Genomic DNA, 19,020 nt, shown 5'->3' with positions numbered 1-19,020 from the left:
GGAGAAAAAAATGAAAGCTCTAAAAACCTTTATAATGGAGGATTGGCTTGAAACATATCGGTTTAATGCGCCATTTAATCTTGGAGAATCAGGTGGTTCACCTCGCTCTGTCAAGGATTTGCTCTTAGGTTCAGGTGTATCAGAAGAAAAATCTTCTGAGATTTTTTTAGGCACTGTCTTAAACGACAGCCCCAATCGTGGCAGAGAGGACTTGCGCAAATTAGTTGCTGATATGCATCCTGGCGCTCAAATAGACAATGTTTTAATTACAACTGGTACGAGTGAAGCACTTTTTTTATTGTTTCGTTATCTATTGCCTAAAAAAATAGCATTACCACTTCCAGCATTTCAATTACTTTATGAAATTCCAAGTGCTCTTGGCGCACAAATCATTCCGTTGCCAATTCGTTTCTCTGAACATGGAAAACCATTTGCAGATATTTATGAATGGAAAAAAATAATAAAAGAAAATAATCCAGATTGTTTACTTATAAATAATCCTCACAACCCATCAGGCTTGGTTTTAGAAAAAACTTTTTTACTCGAACTCAAAAAATTAGCTAAGGAAATTACTTGTAATATAATTGGAGATGAACATTATCGCTTTTTATCATCCGAATCAGAAACTTTAGGGGAAACTCTTTTTGATACAAGTGAAAATGTATTTATCACGGGTTCTTTTATTAAATGTTTTGGCGTCCCTGGCTTACGCATTGGCTGGTGTGTGGGCAATAAAAAAGTATTAGACATTATGCAAAATGAGAAGAATTACACAACCCATACGGTCAATCCAATTACAGAATGGATTTCTTATGAAGTATTAAAAAATAAAGAAAGTTATTTATTTAAAACTGTAAAAGAAGAGTGGATAAAAAATAAACAAATTTTAAAAGATTATTTGGCTATTTCACAAACGGTTTATGGTGCCACTCCAGTGGGTGGACTTGTAACTGCATTGGGATTTAAAAACGTACATAGTCAAGAGGAAGCTGATAAACTAATAAAAAAAATAATAGATGGTGGTGTATTTATTTTACCACTATCCAGCATGGAATTTGGACGCTTTTCTTTTCAAAATGAGTTTGAATATAACGGTATTAAGCTTTCTTCAATAAATAAAGGATTCGGATTTCGTCTCGGACTTGGCTGCGCAAGTGAAAAATTCAGTCGCGCACTGAAAAGCATAGAGCATATAATACACAGAGCTGAATAAATCGATTTTAATCATAAAAATAATAATTTAAATTATTATTATTTTAAAAGATAATTCTTTAAACATTCTAAGACACGATCGATTTCGTCTCGTGTTGTGCTTGTTGACAAAGATAAGCGAATCGCATTTTTTGCAACAGTATTCCCTTTTCCGAGTTCCAATATAACTTTTGAGGGTAAATTAGCGCCACTGCTACAAGCTGAACCCGAGCTTGCGCAAATTCCTTGCATATCAAGTTCTACCAGCAAATCTTCACCTCGTAACCCTTTGTCACTGACTGAGAAATTGATAGTATTTGGCAATGCATTTTCTGCGGGTGAGTTCATAACTATGGAAGATATTTTTACAAGCTCTTTATAAAAATTATTTTTTAACTCTTCCATTCGAGCGATACTTTCCCACCAATGATCGGATAAAATATTTTGTGTCACCATTCCAAAACTCACAATACCTGGAAGATTCTCGGTTCCAGCTCTTCGATTTTTTTCTTGTGCTCCACCTAAAATAAATGGCTTGAATTTTCTCCCACGTCGTAAAAACAAAGCACCAATCCCTTGCAAAGCACCTAATTTATGTGCAGATAACGCGCAGGAATCTATACCTAACGAAAACCATTTTTCTATTTTTAATTTACCAAAAGCTTGAACCGCATCGACGTGAAAATGAATGTTTTTTAGGTTTTCAGATGTGACTTCACTGCTGAGACTAAGACTTAATTCTTCAATTTTATTTAATTCTGCAGAATCAGGCACAGTTCCCCAACGTTTATAATGCAAGAAATCACCTAACAATTTGGTCGGCTGGATAGAGCCTATTTCACTGTTTGCAGCCATAAGAGTGATCAATCTTGTCTTGTTATTTATACTTTTTACGATATCGTTTGCAGAAACAAAACCATCCACACTTGCTTTCACCCAACTGAGGTTTAACCCCTCTGCATTCTGGAGATACTCCAATTGCTCACGTACTGCAGGATGTTCTATTCGGCTAGCAACTACGTGCTGATTTTCAAAAGAGATATTATTTTGCCGCAAAACACCTGTGACTCCGAGATTGTCAGCCTCTGAACCTCCAGAAACAAAAAGAATTTCTGCAACATCGACTTTTAAAGCTTGAGCAAGACTTCTCCTTGCTTCTGTGATTGCAACTGATGCCGAGCGCCCAACAGAATGCGGACTCGAAGGATTGCCTGAGCACTGAGCTAATTTTGTCATTAACGATTGTAAATGCTCTGCCGTTGGCGGGCTTGTTGCATTGTGATCTAAATAAATCGTCTTCACTTGTAAGTCCTCGTTGACTTAGCTCGCGAAACTTTAATAACTTTTCTATTATTTTCCTGTTTCTTTGGTGCTGACTTGTTCTTTATTTTCTTATTCTTTGCAAATGCAATCGACAGCACTTCATTTAATGTAGATACAGGCATAACTTTCATTTCTTTTAGCACTTCATTCGGTATCTCTTCAAGATCTCTTTCATTCTCTTGAGGAATTAAAACCTTTTTAATTCCATATCGATGCGCAGCAAGTAATTTTTCTTTTATTCCACCCACGGCTAAAACATCACCTCGCAGTGAAATTTCTCCCGTCATAGCAAGATCGGATGCGATGGGTTTCCCAGTGAATTGACTGACCATTCCTAAGAATGCCGCTACCCCAGCACTTGGCCCATCTTTCTTAACAGCACCTTCAGGAAAGTGAATATGAAGATCTTTTTTAATCACACTATTTGAATTGACTCCACAAAGCTTTGCATTTGAACGGATATATGCAAATGCTGTCTGAACTGATTCTTTCATAACATCTCCAAGTTGGCCTGTCAGACCAAATTTCCCTGAACCTGGAGCACTTGAAGCCGTTTCGATGTACAAAACATCACCACCATTTGGGGTCCAAGCGAGACCTGTTGCAACTCCTACCGGTAACTCCGGTGGCCGTTTTTTATCTGAAAATATTTCGGGTCCTAAAAACTTTTTGATTTCTGCGAGAGTAATAAGCCTTTCAGTACGTTTCATATCAGTTAAAGATTTTTCCGATTTTTCTTTTACTTTATCATACCCAGCTTCAACATACTCTCGTGCAATTGAACGAATAATTCCTGCCAATTCACGTTTTAATTGTCTCACTCCTGCTTCACGTGTGTAAAGATGAATGAGATTTTTCATCGTTTCTTGATTGATTTTAACATCGATTACATTGGCCATACCGTGTGATTCAATCACCTGCGGTAAAAGATGTTCAAAGGCAATATGTGACTTTTCCTCTATTGTGTAACTACTCAATTCGACAATTTCCATTCTGTCACGCAAAGGAGCAGGAATAGAATGCAAGCTATTTGCAGTCGCAATAAAGAAAACTTTACTTAAATCAAGGGGAACATTTAAATAATGATCTGTGAACGTGCTGTTCTGTTCTGGATCAAGAACTTCAAGTAGAGCACTTGAAGGATCACCACGACCATCATTGGCAAGTTTATCAATTTCATCAAATAAGATAACAGGATCCATCGTTCCTACTTTTTTCAATGCATCAGCAATTTTACCTGGCATACTTCCGATATAAGTTCTTCTGTGACCACGAATTTCAGCTTCATCACGCACACCACCAAGCGCAATTCGAGCAAATTTACGCCCCAATGCTTTTGCAATAGATTTGCCTAGGCTTGTTTTTCCAACACCTGGAGGACCAACAAAAAGGAGAATTGGGCCTTTTAAAGAATCTTTCAAGGCACATACAGCTAAAAACTCTAAAATTCTTTTCTTAACTTTATCTAAACCATGATGATCTTGATCTAATATAGATTTTGCTTCCTTTAGGTTGATCTCATGTTGAGTATGAATTTCCCAAGGAATATCGAGCAGCCACGTGATATAAGTGTGGCTGACCATGAACTCAGGGGAACCAGGCTGCATGAGCCCCATTCTTTCCACTTCTTTCAAAGCAATTTCACGAACTTCAGGTGACATTTTGCTATTTAATATTTTCTCATGGAGATCGATTGGATCGCTTGAACCATTTGTGCTCCGCCCGTCCAGTTCTCCAAGCTCTTTTTGCAAAAGTTTAAGCTGTTCTCTCACGTAATATTTTCTCTGCTGTTTGCCCATTTCTGAGCGTACATCGGAGTTGATTTTTTGTGAAATTTCTAAAACTTCAATCTCACGCATAAGCAGCGTATGCACTTGTTTAAGGCGTTCTTCTAACTCTTCAATTTCAAGCAATGCTTGCTTGCTTCTAAAATCAACGCTTAAATAAGGTACAATCAAGTCAGCTAAATATGCAGAATCTTGAACATTATCTATAAATAAGCTGGCTTCATTGGGAATGTTGGGAGAAAGGCTAATTGCTTTTTGCACCAACTGCTTTAATGCACGGCCAATTGCAATTGCCTCTATATTTTCTTCAGCAGGTTGGAAATCAGGAATGTACTCAACCTCAGCAGAAATGCGATCCTTTTCAGTGCTGATGAAATTGCGAATTTTAAAACGCCTGACTCCTTGGATAACTGCACCATATGTATTATCAGGAAACTTCATTATTTTTAATATTTTAGCCTCTGTACCAACTGTATAAAGTTCACTTGGTTCAGGCGAATGCGTGTCTGGGTTTATCTGTGCCAAAATCCCAATTTTTCCACCAATTCGAATAGCGCGGTCAACAGATTCAGTTGTCCACTCTTTTCCAGCTGTAAACGGAAGAACATTGTGAGGAAATAAGACAATATTTTTGACGGGAACAATTTTTAAAATATTTTCTGAGGAATCATTTTCGTCCGATTTATCTAATACTTCTTTAGCTTTACCTGGAATAACTTTAATTTTTTTATTAATAACTACAGGTAGTTTCTCAGAGTCTTGCTTTATGACTGGCTCTTTTGCTTGTTTTTTATTTTTATCGTTCGGAGATAATCTATCGCTTTTTTTGTCTTCCATGATATCCTCTTACCGCCTTTGATAGCACTTACCAAAGGAATTTATTTACGTTCTGTGCAAATATGGACGCAATAGGGAATCTGTCAATATCCCAAAAGAATCTTATGCGCATGCATTGAAAGACTCTTGCCTCCTCTTAGAATATCTGCTACAGCCTTTAAGCTTGCGACGACTTCTTGGGGTTTTATACTTCCATTAAGCCAGTTGTTAAACTCATTTTTTGAAGAAAAAACTCTTGGAGGTTTTGCTATGTCACGTGTATGTGAGCTTTCTGGTAAAAGCGGTCTTGTCGGCAACCGCGTTTCACACGCTAAAAATAGAACTAAAGTTCGTCTACTCCCAAATTTACAAGAAAAGAAATTTTATGCTCAAGGTCTTGGCAAATTTGTGAAATTTCGCCTTAGCACAAGCGCTTTACGTACTGTAAATAAAATTGGTATTGAAGCTTATTGCGCTAAAGAAGGCATTAGACTTGGTTAATTTCAATCTACTGCAAAATAAAAAGGGTGGCTTCCAACTGCGAAGACCACCCTTTTTATTTTTTAATAATACTTTTGAATAATACTCGATATTTTTCCAGATTTTTTTGCCTTCAAATAATTTTTTTCAAATTCATTTATTATTTTTTCTGATTCAGGAAAATTTTTTCTTAAGCAAAAATAAAAATGAATGCTCGCAGGTTGTAAAAAATCTATCGATCTAAATTTTAAATTTTTGAACGCATGCCTTTTTGCTAAGTATTTATCAGCTTTTTCATTGCTAGAGACATATATATCCGCAGAATTATCGTCGACCATTTTTAGTACATCGACTAAATTTGCCGTTCTATAAAACTTTACATCTTTATCATCATGAAATTGTTCTTTAGCCCAACCATCTCCGATATATCCAACCATTTTAAAATTATTTAATTCATCTTTTTTTGAGATTTTAAGAATTTCTTTAATCTTTTTATTATCTTTAGAAAAAACCAAAGCTACATTTGAACTTATAATTTCAGTATTCTGAAAAAGTAGAAATTTCTCTCTTTCAGTCGTTTTGGCAGTTATATGTGAGTCAAATTCAGATTTTTTAACCAAGTCTTGCGCACGCCCCCAAGGAAATGAATCCACTTGCACCTGAAATCCCATCATATCGTGTAAAATCAACTGAGAAATGTCGATAAAAATACCTTTTGTTTGGCCATTTTCTTTAAAAGAAAAGGGAGCAAAGCTGTCATAAAATGCGATTTTAATTGTTTCTTTTTTAAGAGAGAAAGCTAATTGTTTAAATTGAATCGAAAAAAACACTAAAAAAATGAGAAAAAATTTCTTTTTAAGCATTTTTAATGGACTCCATGAATTTCCTTATCCAAAGACGCTATTTTATTCTTCATGAGAGTATGAGCATTATTAACAATATTTTCAATATCTTCAACATTGACATCCTTTGTTGGGATCGGATCAAGAACTTCAACGAGGACTTTACCTGAGTTCCATTTTGAAATGTCAATAGCATTTCTAAATGTACTAGAAACAATGGGTTGAATATTTACTCTGTTTTGAATAGCTGCATAAAAAGCACCTTTTTTGAAGCCGTTGAGACCACGTCCATGACTGCGAGTTCCTTCTGGAAACATCCAAAGTGAACGCCCCTGCTGAATAGCTGTGTCAACGACCTTCATCGTATCCATAGCTTTCGCATGATTTTTTCGATTGATAAAAAGGTTTCCACCTAAAAGAAAAATCCACCCAAAAATTGGTAGCCAAATAAGAGATTTTTTACCCATAACAACCGTTTGGTTGGGGAAAATCCCACCAAATACCACTGAATCAAAATAGGATTGGTGATTCGCAATCAAGACCGAGGAATTCATAACTTTGAGATTATTTTTTCCTCTATACTCAATTTTTACCCCGAGAAGTCTAATAAATACATGCGAAAGTATTCTTGAATATAGATAATTATTGTTCGGATTTTTATATCTGAAAATAAAAAAAATGAGACAAAATATATTGATTAATGTAAAGAGAATAACGATCAATGAATAACGAAGAATTTTAATTAAGAAACCAAGCATAAACCATCCAATCCTGAAAAGAACACTTGAAAAATATACGATTAACTTAACCTTGTAAAGACCTAAAAATATCAACAGAATACAATTAATTTGACATATAACTCCGTGTCATTTACTCTAAAATGAAAACCTTAAGAACTAAAATATTATGGATCTCCTGATATGTTGCAAAGTCAACTTAATCTATTCGATTCTTATACAAAACGGTTTCCTGGCCCTATTGCGGACAGTGTGTCGTTCAATTTTGGCCGCTATAATCACCACATCGTGTTTGGTTGTCTTATCCATGGTGATGAAGTTGGCTCATTACCAGCAATCAATCGGATAATTCAAGAATTATCAACACAAAAAATAAAATATGGAGGTATTGTTACTTTCATTTTAGGTAACAAGCAAGCGGCACTTCAAGAAAAAAGATTTCTTGAGTCAGATCTCAATCGATCCTTTTCAGAAAAAAATTCTGAACAGAATAATACTTTTGAAAAAAAACGTGCATTGGAAATCATGAAGGTTCTTAATAATTCAGATGTCTTTATTGATTTTCATCAGACCAATCTCCGATGCAAAAAACCCTTTTATATTTTTGAAATGCATTTAAAAAGTTACTTATGGGCACGTTCGATTGGCTTGACTGAATATTTTGTAACGCGGAAAAAAGGCGAAGCATATAACCCAGCAGGGATGTGTTCCGATGAATATGTCCGAAAACTTGAGAAAGTCGGAATCACATTTGAACTTGGAGTCAAAGGTTTTTATAAAAGTGCAGAATTAAGTTGTTTAAAAGCAATTCATAAAAGTTTATATCGTATGGATCAAATCTATTTATTCGGTAAGGAGATTAAAAATATTGCCAGAAGAAATTCTGACTTTACATTTTTAGAACGCAGATATTCTGAACCTTTTTCATCACCCAAAAAAATATTAATGGATGGTTTTTTTAATTTGCAAAAAATAAAAAAAGATCAAATTCTAGGTTATGATGAATTGAAAAAACCATTGCGCAGCCCTTACAACGGTTTCATTATATTTCCGCAATATCCGATCAGAAATAGCGAAGGAATTTCGATTGAAAAAAATGATCCCTATCTCTATTCAATAGCTTGTAAAATTGAGGACCCCAAACTTTTTATTTCTTAATACCTTGCTTTTATAGTCTCCCCTATGATTTACAAAAGATGTTAGCACCCATATTGGGTTTGTCTTCATACCATCGATGAGGTGAGCATGACACAATTTGCCAAAGTACAAGCTTCCCGATCTGCATTTTTACGCGCAGACATAATTGTTGTTTTTATCGCTATAATTATAGGCATGGGTTTTACAAACTTTTTATCAACCGGAAGCTCACCATTCATTGAGCAAGTAAAAATAGACACATCTATTTCTGCTTTGCCAAATTATGCACTTCTTTCATTTATCCGTAGTATGCTCGCTTTATTTTTAAGCTATATTTTTGCAATTATTTACGGAACACTTGCAGCAAATAATAAATCGCTTGAGCGCTTTTTAATTCCTCTTCTCGATGTTTTACAAAGTTTGCCTGTTCTAGCATTTCTTCCAGGTTTTGTCCTTGCCCTCATCTCAATTTTTCAAAGCAATCGCTGGGGGCTCGAGTTAGCTTGTTTACTTACTATTTTCACGGGACAAGTTTGGAATCTTGCCTTTGCTTATTATGAGTCACAAAGAACACTTCAACCTGAATTTAAAGAAGTCTCGAAAATTTATCGTCTCTCTGTTGTACAAAAATTCTTTTTTGTTGATCTCCCGAACGGATATCGCCCTTTAATTTATAATGGAATGATGTCTATGGCGGGGGGGTGGTTCTTTTTAACAACCTGTGAAGCATTTACATTAGGCAACAAAGATTTTCGTCTTCCGGGTCTTGGCAGTTATATCTCAGAAACTTTTACAACTGGAAATTATTTTAATTTTTGCTCAGCACTTTTTGTTCTTATTGTTATAATTATTGGTACAAATTTATTTCTTTGGAAACCTTTAATTGCATGGGTAACACGATTTCGTGATGGTGATGATGGGAAAAGCACTGCTGTAGATGAAAGTTGGTTTTTAAATATTATTCATCAAACAAGTATTCCAGATCTTATTTCCACTGGATTTAAACGCACAGTTTTATTTCTATTTCCAAAAGCAGATATTGCTGAGAGTGGCGCCACCCGTAAATATTTAATAGATAATATCGAAAAATGGGGCACCGTAATCAGTCCGGCAAATTGGATAAGCACTGATAAAGTAAATAAAATAAAACATTCATCTTGGCTCCCTTGGCTTGTTACCTTTGCTGTAGGAGGGCTTGTTTTTTCAATTCTTCCTAAACTTCCTTCTTTTGGTCAATCGCTTGCTTCTCTTTCAAATAAAGATTGGTTTACGTTAATTCATGCTGTTTTTTTAACAGGCTCAAAGGTATTTTTTGTAATTATTATTAGCACAATTTGGACAATACCCGTTGGTTTATGGCTTGGCTTAAATCCACGCCTTGAACGGATTTTCCAACCCATCATCCAAAACTTAGCAGCATTTCCTGCTCCTGTTCTCTTTCCATTTTTAGCTCTTGCGTTGAGTTTCTTAAAATTACCTAGTTTTATCAGCGCAACTCTTCTGATGTGTGTTGGTAGCCAATGGTATATTTTATTTAACGTCATTGGTGGTGCATCGAGAATACCTGCAGAATTAAAACTTGTAACTCAAATATATAAATTTTCTCTCTGGCACCGCTTTAGCAAGCTCTATTTTCCAGCTATCTTACCTTCACTGGCGACAGGATGGATCACGGCAGCAGGAGGGGCTTGGAACGCAAGCGTTGTTGCTGAAATAGTTGAATACCCAGGCGGTTCGTTGCGTTCAGAAGGAATTGGTGCTGAACTCGTTCACGCAACAACTTCAGGAAATTATCAAAAACTTATTGCAGCAATTATCTGTATAGTCGTTGCTCTTGTTATATTAAATCGCACAGTTTGGAGAACATTATATATATTTGCCGAACGAGTTAAGGATTAATTTATGAAAAAGAAAAAAGTTGTGCTTTCTGTGCGCTCTCTCTGCAAAGATTATCGCCGACCTAACGGAAATATGTTTACTGTTCTTGAAGGCATTAATTTAGATATTTTTGATGGAGAGTTCCTTGCTTTGGTAGGACTTTCGGGTTCCGGTAAGTCAACTCTCCTACGCTGTATGGCGGGATTATTAACGCCAGACAGGGGAACAGTGAGTTATGCGACCCCCTCACCAGAAAATATGCAATTAGGGGCTTTTGTCTTCCAAAGTTTTGCCTTATTTCCATGGATGACAATTCGTGAAAATATAGCAGTTTCCATGCCCAAACTCAGTCGTAATGAACAAAATGAAAGAATTGATCGCATTATACAAATGGTTGGTTTGAAAGGTTTTGAAGATGCTTTTCCACGTGAATTGAGTGGTGGAATGCGACAAAGAGTGAGTTTAGCGCGCGCTATGGTTTCTGATCCCATGATTATGTTCATGGACGAGCCCTTTTCAGCGCTCGATCCATTGACAAGCGAATCTCTTAGAGCTGAGCTCGTACGCATTTGGTCGCAACCTGATCGCAAAATCCGTTCAAGCGTACTTGTCACACATAGATTTGAAGAGGCCTTACAGCTAGCAGATCGAATCCTTATTCTATCCTCAAATCCAGGAACTATTTTCCGTTCAATTGAAATAAATTTACCTCGCCCACGTATGCCAAATTCTAAAGAATATAAAGAAATAGAAGAACAACTTGAAAAGGCATTTGGCCTCTTGCACCTTGATAAAGTAACAGATGAGCACGATTACGAAACTCTTGTGCCTGACATAACTCCAAATCAAAAAACGAATTTGACTCAAGAACAAAGCTCTGTAGTTATAAAAAGTAGCGAAAAACATCCTGCAAGTGAAAATAAAAAAGCAAAAGAGACTAGCCAAACAAAACAGAAGAGAGTGAAGCCCCTTATCAATACAAACCTCACTCTCGTTGAAGGTCTGGTAAGCCGTTTGAGCACAGAAGATGAAGAAACCGATCTATATGATTTATGTGAAGAAATGGGACAAAGTGTCGACCAAGTGCTACCAGCTGTTGCTGCTGGCGAAACACTTGGATTTATCACAACCCCAGGGATTCGTGTTGTCTTGACTGAACAAGGAAGGCTCTTTGCTACAGAACATGACACCGAAGTGCGCAGTGAAATGATGCGCAGCGCAATTTTGAAACTTCCGGTTGTTTATTCAATTTATGCTCTCGTCAAAAATGCCGGACAAGAAGGTCTCGAAGCTGATATAGCCATTGAACAAATCGTAATGATGCTTCCATTTGAAGACCACGACGTTCAATTTCAAACACTTCTCAAATGGTGCCGCTATGCCAATTTATTAATTTACGATTCTGATGAAGAAAAATTGTTTATACCCGATTAAATTTGTTAGGCTGTGCAACAACGCTTTGGGTAAAAAATCTCTAAGCCAATGATTCCTGAAATTCTGTTTACTTTCCTGATAAGGACTTGTGGAAATTATGAGTGGTAATTTTAATTCTATTTTTCAAAATAACGCTGGCTATGTTGAAGAAATGTTTGCTCGTTATAGTTCGGATCCAAACTCTGTTGGAATCGAGTGGCGAGCCTATTTTGAAGGCTTCAATGAAGGATTTGGAACTGCTTCAGCTCTCGCTAATGATACCCCTCATTTTCAAGAGCTATTAAAAAATGTCAGTGAAAAAACCCAAGTTCAAGCGAATTCTAAAGCTGCAGAATCTGCAGGATCCGAGGCACTCGCTTTTGAAATGAAAGTCGCTGAATTTGTTCATGCCTGGAAAGCAAACGGTCATTTACAGGCAACGACAAATCCACTCCCAATTCCACCTAAAAAATTTCCCATTTTAGCCCTTGAATCCTACGGTTTGACCACAAATGATTTAAAACGCGCAACACATGCGGGCGCTTTGATAGGCCTAGGTTCCATGAGCCTTGAAAAACTCATGATTGAACTGGAAAGAAGATTTGCAGGCACTGTTGGTGCAGAAATAGAACACGTTGATTCCGATGAAGAACGTAGATGGCTACATGCTGAGTTCTCAAAGATCTACAATCCAATTTCAAAAGAAACACAGAAGTCAATATACTCTGAATTAGCAAAAGCTGATTCCCTCGAAAAAACCATAGCAACCAAATACATTGGTAAAAAAAGATTTAGTATTGAAGGTGCTGACGCTCAATATCCTGCAGTCGAATCTTTTATCGATGAATCGACTAAACTAGGTGTTAAAGAATGCACTGTGGCCATCGCCCATCGTGGTCGTTTGAACTTTTTAGTCAATGTAATTGGCAAGCCGCTTGAGAAACTCTTCGCAGAATGGGAAGGATACTATCATGATGGATTACATGGTGACTGCGATGTAAAATATCACTATGGTTATGAATCCGAACGCAAATCTCGTACAGGGAATGAAGTTACTGTATCAATGCCATTTAACCCAAGTCACCTTGAATACGTCGATAGTGTGGTTATGGGAGACACAAGAGCCCGCCAAGCAATGTATCACAATGGCGATACCTCTAAAGTTGCTTCGATTGTTTTACATGGAGATGCAGCATTTTCTGGACAAGGCATTGTATTTGAAACAGTGCAAATGATGTCCTTAAAGGGTTATAATGTCGGTGGGACAGTTCACCTAGTAGCAAACAATCAAGTTGGCTTTACAACAGATCCAAAAGATTCTCGTTCTTCTACTTATTGTACAGACGTAGCTAAAGTAACGGGATCACCTGTGTTCCATATCAATGCCGACAACCTTGATTCCCTGCACAACCTTATGGTCTTAGCAGCAAACTATCGAGCTAAATTTAAAAAAGATATTTATATTGATCTTGTTTGTTTCCGTAGATATGGACACAATGAAGCAGATGAACCCGTTTTCACTCAACCACTTTTATATAAATTAATCAAAGATAAACCTGCACCATATGAAGAATATGCAAAATATTTATCCTCTGCACATGGTTTTTTAGAAGGTGATTTAAAAAGTGTGTACGACAATTTCCGCTCAGAAATGAATGCTACTTTTGATAAAGTAAAAAATAGTCACGCAAAAATTGAGCAATTCACTCCACCAAGAGATGCGGGAGAACTTAAACTTGCTTCAGAAAAAGACATGCTAAAAGCAGTAAAAACTCAACTATCCCTGAATAAAATTAAAGCTCTTGCACAAAAAATCTGCACAGTACCAGAGAGCTTCCGTGTAAATCCAAAACTCGGTCGCATTATTATTGCAGAGCGCAAAGAAATGGCTGATGGAAAAAAGAAAGTTGACTGGGGTATGGCAGAATTACTCGCATATGCAAGCCTCCTTGAAGAAGGCTATAGCATTCGTCTTGCAGGTGAAGATGCACAGAGAGGAACTTTCTCACACCGTCATGTTACTTTAGTAGATTCTGAAGATGCGAGTCTGTATACTCTTCTTTCTCCATGCGCTTCTGAAACAGCAAAAGTTGAAGTCATTAATACACTTCTCTCCGAAGAAGCAGCCATGGGTTATGAATATGGTTATGCTGTGCGCCAAGCAAAAGGACTCGTCCTATGGGAAGGACAATTTGGTGATTTTGCTAATGGAGCTCAAGTTATAATCGATCAATTTATCGCTGCAGGCGAAACAAAATGGTGTCAAACACAAGGTCTCGTTCTGTTACTTCCACATGGTATGGAAGGACAAGGAGCAGAGCATTCAAGTGCTCGTCTTGAAAGATTTTTACAACTGTGTGCCGATGGTAACATGCAAGTTTGTTACTTTACAAATGCAGCGCAAATATATCATGCATTCAGAAGACAATTGCATCGTAATTTCAGAAAACCTCTTATTTTAATGACGCCAAAAAGCTTCTTGAGAAGCCCACGCGCTTCAACGACTTTAGAAGAATTAGCTACAGGTCATTTTGAAGAAATTCTTGACGACCTACGCATTGGTAAATCAAACAAAGTTGAACGTGTATTATTCTGTACTGGAAAAATATCACTTGATCTCTTTGATGCCCTTGAAAAAGATGAATATAAAAACAAGGCTGAGACAACCGCTATTATTCGTATAGAACAACTTTATCCATTCCACATGGAAAAAGCTGTGAGCATACTCTCACAATACAAATCTGCAAAATGCATTGCTTGGGTCCAAGAAGAGCCTGCAAATATGGGTGCTTGGAGCTTTATTCGTCATGAACTTGAAAATGTTCTAAAAAAATCAGGGATATCAAGCCATCTAGAATATTTCGGCCGAAGAAGACGCGCAACACCAGCAGTTGGTATTGAAAAATGGCATTTTATTGAACAAGAACAAGTCATAAAAGCCGCTCTTGAAGCAAATACAAGCACAGAAGTGTGATTTTCTTATTCAACTTTATCCACTGAAATAGCTTTCCAGCCTGACAATTTTATCCGTCAAACTAAGCGCCATCGTCACATTGATGAATGGCGATTTTTAGTAAATAATTATAAATATTCAAATAAAATTGAACGAGGAATCCCATGGCAAAAAGAATCACCTTTACGCTTGTCGGTCTTCTTATAGTTTTTGGAGGAATATTCGGTTGGTATATTATGCGTCAGTATTTTATGAAAAAATATTTTGCGTCGTTTGTTCCTCCCCCTCAAGTTGTTTCCGTTGCCATTGCAAAGTCAGAAACATGGCAACCATTTTTATATTCGGTTGGAAATTTAAAGGCGGTAGACGGAGTAGAAATCAGTTCTGAAGTCTCGGGGCAAGTAAAAGCAATTTATTTTAAATCTGGCGAATTTGTGAAACAAGGACAGGCGCTTGTGCAATTAGATGATGCCAGTGAACAAGCTCAATTAAAAGATATCAGTGCACAATTGCAATTAGCTAAAGTAACAGATATGCGCACAAAAAAATTATTCACACAAGGTGCGACATCACAGGCATCGGTTGATGACTCATCTTCAAAAACAAAGCAACTCAAAGCAAACTATGAAAATATAAGCTCTGCAATTGCTAAAAAGTTAATTCGCGCTCCATTTAGTGGAAAAATTGGAATAAAACTTATTAATGTTGGACAATATATTTCTCCAGGTTTATCTTGTGCCAGTTTACAATCTTCGCATATTTTAAATGCACATTTCACATTACCACAACAAGAAGTGAGTAAAATTGCTTTACGTCAGGAAGTCATCGTTGTCAGTGATGCATATCCTAATTTAAATTTTAAGGGAACGATTACCGCAATTGATTCTAAAATTGATGAATCAACCAGAACTATCGAAGCACAAGCTACAATTGAAAACATTGATAATAAATTATTACCAGGCATGTTTGTAAATGCAAAAATATATTTACCACCAATTCCAAATACGATCACTTTACCGCAAACGGCAATAACTTACACTCTCTATGGAGATTCTGCCTTTCTAGTCCATCTCAGCGATAAAAAGTCAGAAACTGGACAAGAATTAGGAACAGTCAGTCGTATCCTTGTTAAAACAGGGGAAAAAAGAGACAACACTGTGGTCATTTTAGAAGGAATTAAAGCTGGTGATATGATTGTAAGCAGTGGACAGCTTAAACTTGTTGATGGTTCATCTATTGTTATTAATAACTCTGTAAAATTATAAATTTTATGTGCAGAGGAATAAAATGAAATTCACTGATATTTTTATTCAGAGACCTGTTTTATCTACAGTTGTAAGTCTTCTTATTTTTATAGTCGGTTTAAAATCTGTTTTTAATTTGGATGTGAGACAATATCCTAAAGTTGAAAACACTGTGATAACAGTAACGACAACTTATCCCGGTGCCAATGCACAACTTATGCAGGGATTTATTACTCAACCGCTTCAAACTTCCATTGCATCGGCTGATGGGATCGATTATATAAATTCAACGAGCAGCCAAGGTGTGAGCACAATTCAAGCACATTTAAAATTAAATTTTAATTCCGCAACTGCATTTGCTGACATTTTAGCAAAAGTAAATGCAGTGACAGGACAATTACCTCGAGATGCGAATAATCCAGTTATCACAAAAACAACTGGAAGCTCAATTGCGTTACTTTATATAAGTTATTCTAGTGATAAAATATCGAGTCAGCAAATATATGACGTTTTAACTCGAATCGTTCAACCCAATATTCAATCTGTATCAGGTGTCGCCAGTGCAGATATTCTTGGAGGAAATCCTTTTGCAATGCGCATTTGGTTACAACCTGACAAAATGGCAGCATTAAATATCACTGCAGATGATGTGAATAAAGCTCTCACATCAAATAGTTATTTATCTGCGGCAGGTCAGCTCAAAGGACAATATACCATCACAAATATAAAAGCAGAAACTGATTTACACAGTGTAGAAGAATTTAACAATCTCGTGGTTAAAGAAACAAAAGGTAAACTCATACGGATGCGAAATATTTCAGAAGTTGAACTGGGTTCAGAAAACTATTCTTCTTCTGTTACTTTCAATGGGAAAAAAGGAGTTTTTATTGGAGTCAATTCTGTTCCAACAGCAAATCCCCTGACCGTTGTGCAAGATGTAAGAAAAATATTACCAGATATTTTAAAATCACTCCCCCCTTCTCTCAATCAAGTCGTTGTGTATGACTCAACAGAATTTATTTCAGCGTCAATTAAAGATGTTATTAAAACTCTTGGTGAAGCAACAATTATTGTCATAATTGTTATTTTCTTATTCTTAGGCTCACTCCGCTCTGTCATAATCCCAATTATAACGATTCCGCTTTCTCTTGTCGGTGTCTGTTCCATAATGTTTTTACTTGGATATACAATTAATTTACTCACACTTTTATCCATGGTTCTAGCAATTGGACTGGTTGTTGATGATGCCATCGTTGTCGTAGAAAATATCCAGCGTCATTTAGAAGAAGGAAAAAATGCATTTGAAGCCTCTTTGATCGGTGCAAAAGAAATAGCATTACCGGTTATAACAATGACCATCACCCTCAGTGCAGTGTATGCACCTATCGGATTAATGGGTGGGTTAACGGGTGCGCTATTTAAAGAATTTGCTTTAACTTTAGCTGCTTCAGTCATCGTTTCAGGTGTGATTGCATTAACATTATCGCCCATGATGTGTTCTAAAATTTTAACAACTGGTGACACAAGCAAAGGCTTTGCCCATTGGATAGATCATAAGTTTACTGATCTCCAAAATTTTTATGAAAAAAAATTAAAATCTATACTAAATTTTAGACCTGTGGTCCTTTTATTTGGAGGAGTTGTACTTATCAGCGTTTTCTTTCTTTTTATTTTAACACCTAAGCAGCTTGCTCCGCAGGAAGATCAAGGATTTTTATTAACAATTGCGACAGCACCAAAATACGCAAATATCCGATATTTAGAAAAATACACAGATCAAATCAATAATATATTTAGTAAATATCCAGAACGAGCAGCTCACTTTATTGCAAATGGCAGAGGCAGTGAAACCGATGCTTTTGCAGGATTTGTATTCAAACCATGGAGTGAACGACAAAGAAGTGCTAAAGATTTGCAAACAATTATCCAAAATGATTTGAATGAAATATCAGGTATAAAAGCGTTTATCTTTGCTTTACCTGATTTGCCAACAGGTAGCTCAGGATTTCCTTTGCAAATGGTACTTAAATCAACAGATAATTACACAAATATTTATTTAGTCATGGAAGAACTAAAGGCTATTGCAAAAAAAAGCGGACTTTTTATAGTTGTTGATAGTGATTTGAGTTTTGAAACTCCACAATTAAATATCGCAATCGACAAATCGAAAGCAGCTGATGGAAATATATCTATGCAGCAAATAGGCCAACAATTATCGACATTTTTAGGTGGTAATTATACTAATCTTTTCAGCATGGACGGAAGAAGTTATAAAATAATTCCTCAATTAGCAGATAATGATCGCTACAATCCTTCTGATCTTAAGAAAACTTATATAAAAAATAATTCTGGATCATTTGTTCCGTTATCAAACTTTATTAATTTTAATATCAGCTCTGAACCCAATTCACTAAATCAATTTCAGCAACTCAACTCTGCTACATTTTCTGCCGTCATGATGCCAGGACAAACAACTTCAACAGGTATTGCTTTTTTAAAAAAGGCTGCTGATAAAATTATGCCCTATGGGATGACTTACGATTTTTCTGGTGATTCTAGAACAGAACAGCAGGAAGGAAATGCACTGATTCTCACTTTTGGTTTTGCTTTGATCATTATTTTTCTAGTTTTGTCTGCTCAGTTTGAAAGTTTTAGAGATCCACTTATCATCATGATCAGTGTGCCTATGGCAATTTGCGGTGCACTTATACCACTTAATTTAGGTTTTGCTACCATTAATATCTATACAGAAATTGGTCTTATTACACTTATTGGTCTTATAACGAAACATGGGATTTTAATGGTTGAATTCGCCAATCAATTGCGTCTTGAGCAAAATTATGACATTCGCACAGCAATTGAAAAGGCAGCTTCAATTCGCTTACGCCCAATACTGATGACAACGGCCGCAATGGTTTTAGCTGTAATACCTCTTATAATTGCTTCTGGTGCAGGTGCTGCAAGCAGGCATGATATCGGAATTGTTATAGCATCTGGACTGACAATTGGTACCTTATTTACGCTCTTTGTCGTACCAACTATGTACACATATTTAGCAAAGCAAAATATACACTTGAAAAAACTAAAAAATGAAAAAGAAGAATCTTAAGTTTAATACCTAGGAAAAAAATTTCTATTCTTACATTTTTTTGAAAATTAACATTTAAAATTCAACCCTTATATATATTCATCCGATTTATAGAGCATTGCAGGAATAAC

Annotated in this window: 12 protein-coding genes; 8 read left to right on the top strand and 4 right to left on the bottom strand. The window is 36.3% G+C overall.

Features of this window, described 5'->3' with window-relative positions:
* The first annotated feature begins 10 nt into the window (after nt 1-10).
* Nucleotides 11-1,213, top strand: a complete 1,203-nt coding sequence (locus H7355_RS00835) for a pyridoxal phosphate-dependent aminotransferase (RefSeq protein ID WP_186643971.1) — start codon at nt 11-13, stop codon at nt 1,211-1,213.
* A gap of 38 nt (nt 1,214-1,251) precedes the next feature.
* On the opposite strand, the gene H7355_RS00830 is transcribed toward H7355_RS00835, so the two are convergent.
* Both H7355_RS00830 and lon read right to left on the bottom strand, forming a co-directional pair.
* Entirely contained in the window at nt 1,252-2,493 is a 1,242-nt protein-coding gene (locus H7355_RS00830) for a cysteine desulfurase family protein (protein WP_186643969.1), read from the bottom strand.
* Nucleotides 2,490-5,138, bottom strand: a complete 2,649-nt coding sequence (lon, locus tag H7355_RS00825; protein ID WP_186643967.1) for an endopeptidase La — start codon at nt 5,136-5,138, stop codon at nt 2,490-2,492. Before lon ends, H7355_RS00830 begins: the two co-directional genes overlap by 4 nt.
* A gap of 126 nt (nt 5,139-5,264) precedes the next feature.
* On the opposite strand from lon, the gene rpmB reads away from it, so the two are divergent.
* A complete protein-coding gene (gene rpmB / locus H7355_RS00820) occupies nt 5,265-5,618 on the top strand; it encodes a 50S ribosomal protein L28 (RefSeq protein WP_222435623.1) in 354 nt (117 codons plus the stop codon).
* Between the two features lie 62 nt (nt 5,619-5,680).
* On the opposite strand, the gene H7355_RS00815 is transcribed toward rpmB, so the two are convergent.
* Together H7355_RS00815 and H7355_RS00810 are read right to left on the bottom strand one after the other, a co-directional pair.
* Nucleotides 5,681-6,460 (bottom strand): substrate-binding periplasmic protein, encoded by a 780-nt coding sequence (locus H7355_RS00815; RefSeq protein ID WP_186643965.1) that lies wholly within the window; start codon nt 6,458-6,460, stop codon nt 5,681-5,683.
* A gap of 2 nt (nt 6,461-6,462) precedes the next feature.
* A complete protein-coding gene (locus H7355_RS00810) occupies nt 6,463-7,197 on the bottom strand; it encodes a lysophospholipid acyltransferase family protein (protein ID WP_186643963.1) in 735 nt (244 codons plus the stop codon).
* A 162-nt stretch (nt 7,198-7,359) separates the two neighbouring features.
* Here H7355_RS00810 and H7355_RS00805 point away from each other — a divergent pair, with 162 nt between their 5' ends.
* The 6 genes from H7355_RS00805 to H7355_RS00780 all read left to right on the top strand — a co-directional run bounded on the left by H7355_RS00805 (nt 7,360) and on the right by H7355_RS00780 (nt 18,910).
* Nucleotides 7,360-8,334 (top strand): succinylglutamate desuccinylase/aspartoacylase domain-containing protein, encoded by a 975-nt coding sequence (locus H7355_RS00805; protein WP_186643961.1) that lies wholly within the window; start codon nt 7,360-7,362, stop codon nt 8,332-8,334.
* Nucleotides 8,335-8,421: 87 nt separating this feature from the next.
* Nucleotides 8,422-10,212 (top strand): ABC transporter permease subunit, encoded by a 1,791-nt coding sequence (locus tag H7355_RS00800; RefSeq protein WP_186643959.1) that lies wholly within the window; start codon nt 8,422-8,424, stop codon nt 10,210-10,212.
* A gap of 3 nt (nt 10,213-10,215) precedes the next feature.
* Nucleotides 10,216-11,625: an ATP-binding cassette domain-containing protein gene (locus H7355_RS00795; protein ID WP_186643957.1), complete on the top strand. Its 1,410-nt coding sequence runs from the start codon at nt 10,216-10,218 to the stop codon at nt 11,623-11,625.
* Nucleotides 11,626-11,722: 97 nt separating this feature from the next.
* On the top strand, nt 11,723-14,578 hold the full coding sequence (locus H7355_RS00790; protein ID WP_186643949.1) for a 2-oxoglutarate dehydrogenase E1 component: 2,856 nt from the start codon (nt 11,723-11,725) through the stop codon (nt 14,576-14,578).
* 143 nt (nt 14,579-14,721) lie between these two features.
* Complete coding sequence (locus tag H7355_RS00785) at nt 14,722-15,822, top strand: efflux RND transporter periplasmic adaptor subunit (protein ID WP_186643947.1); 1,101 nt, start codon at nt 14,722-14,724, stop codon at nt 15,820-15,822.
* A gap of 22 nt (nt 15,823-15,844) precedes the next feature.
* The gene (locus H7355_RS00780; protein ID WP_186643945.1) at nt 15,845-18,910 is read left to right on the top strand and encodes an efflux RND transporter permease subunit; all 3,066 of its coding nucleotides are present in this window, start codon (nt 15,845-15,847) and stop codon (nt 18,908-18,910) included.
* Nucleotides 18,911-19,020: the final 110 nt, after the last annotated feature.

It is taken from the genome of Fluviispira vulneris (assembly GCF_014281055.1).
Lineage (GTDB): Bacteria > Bdellovibrionota_B > Oligoflexia > Silvanigrellales > Silvanigrellaceae > Silvanigrella > Silvanigrella vulneris.
The sequence above is the reverse complement of the archived record's forward strand: the minus strand, read 5'-3'. Positions and strand labels throughout refer to the sequence as shown.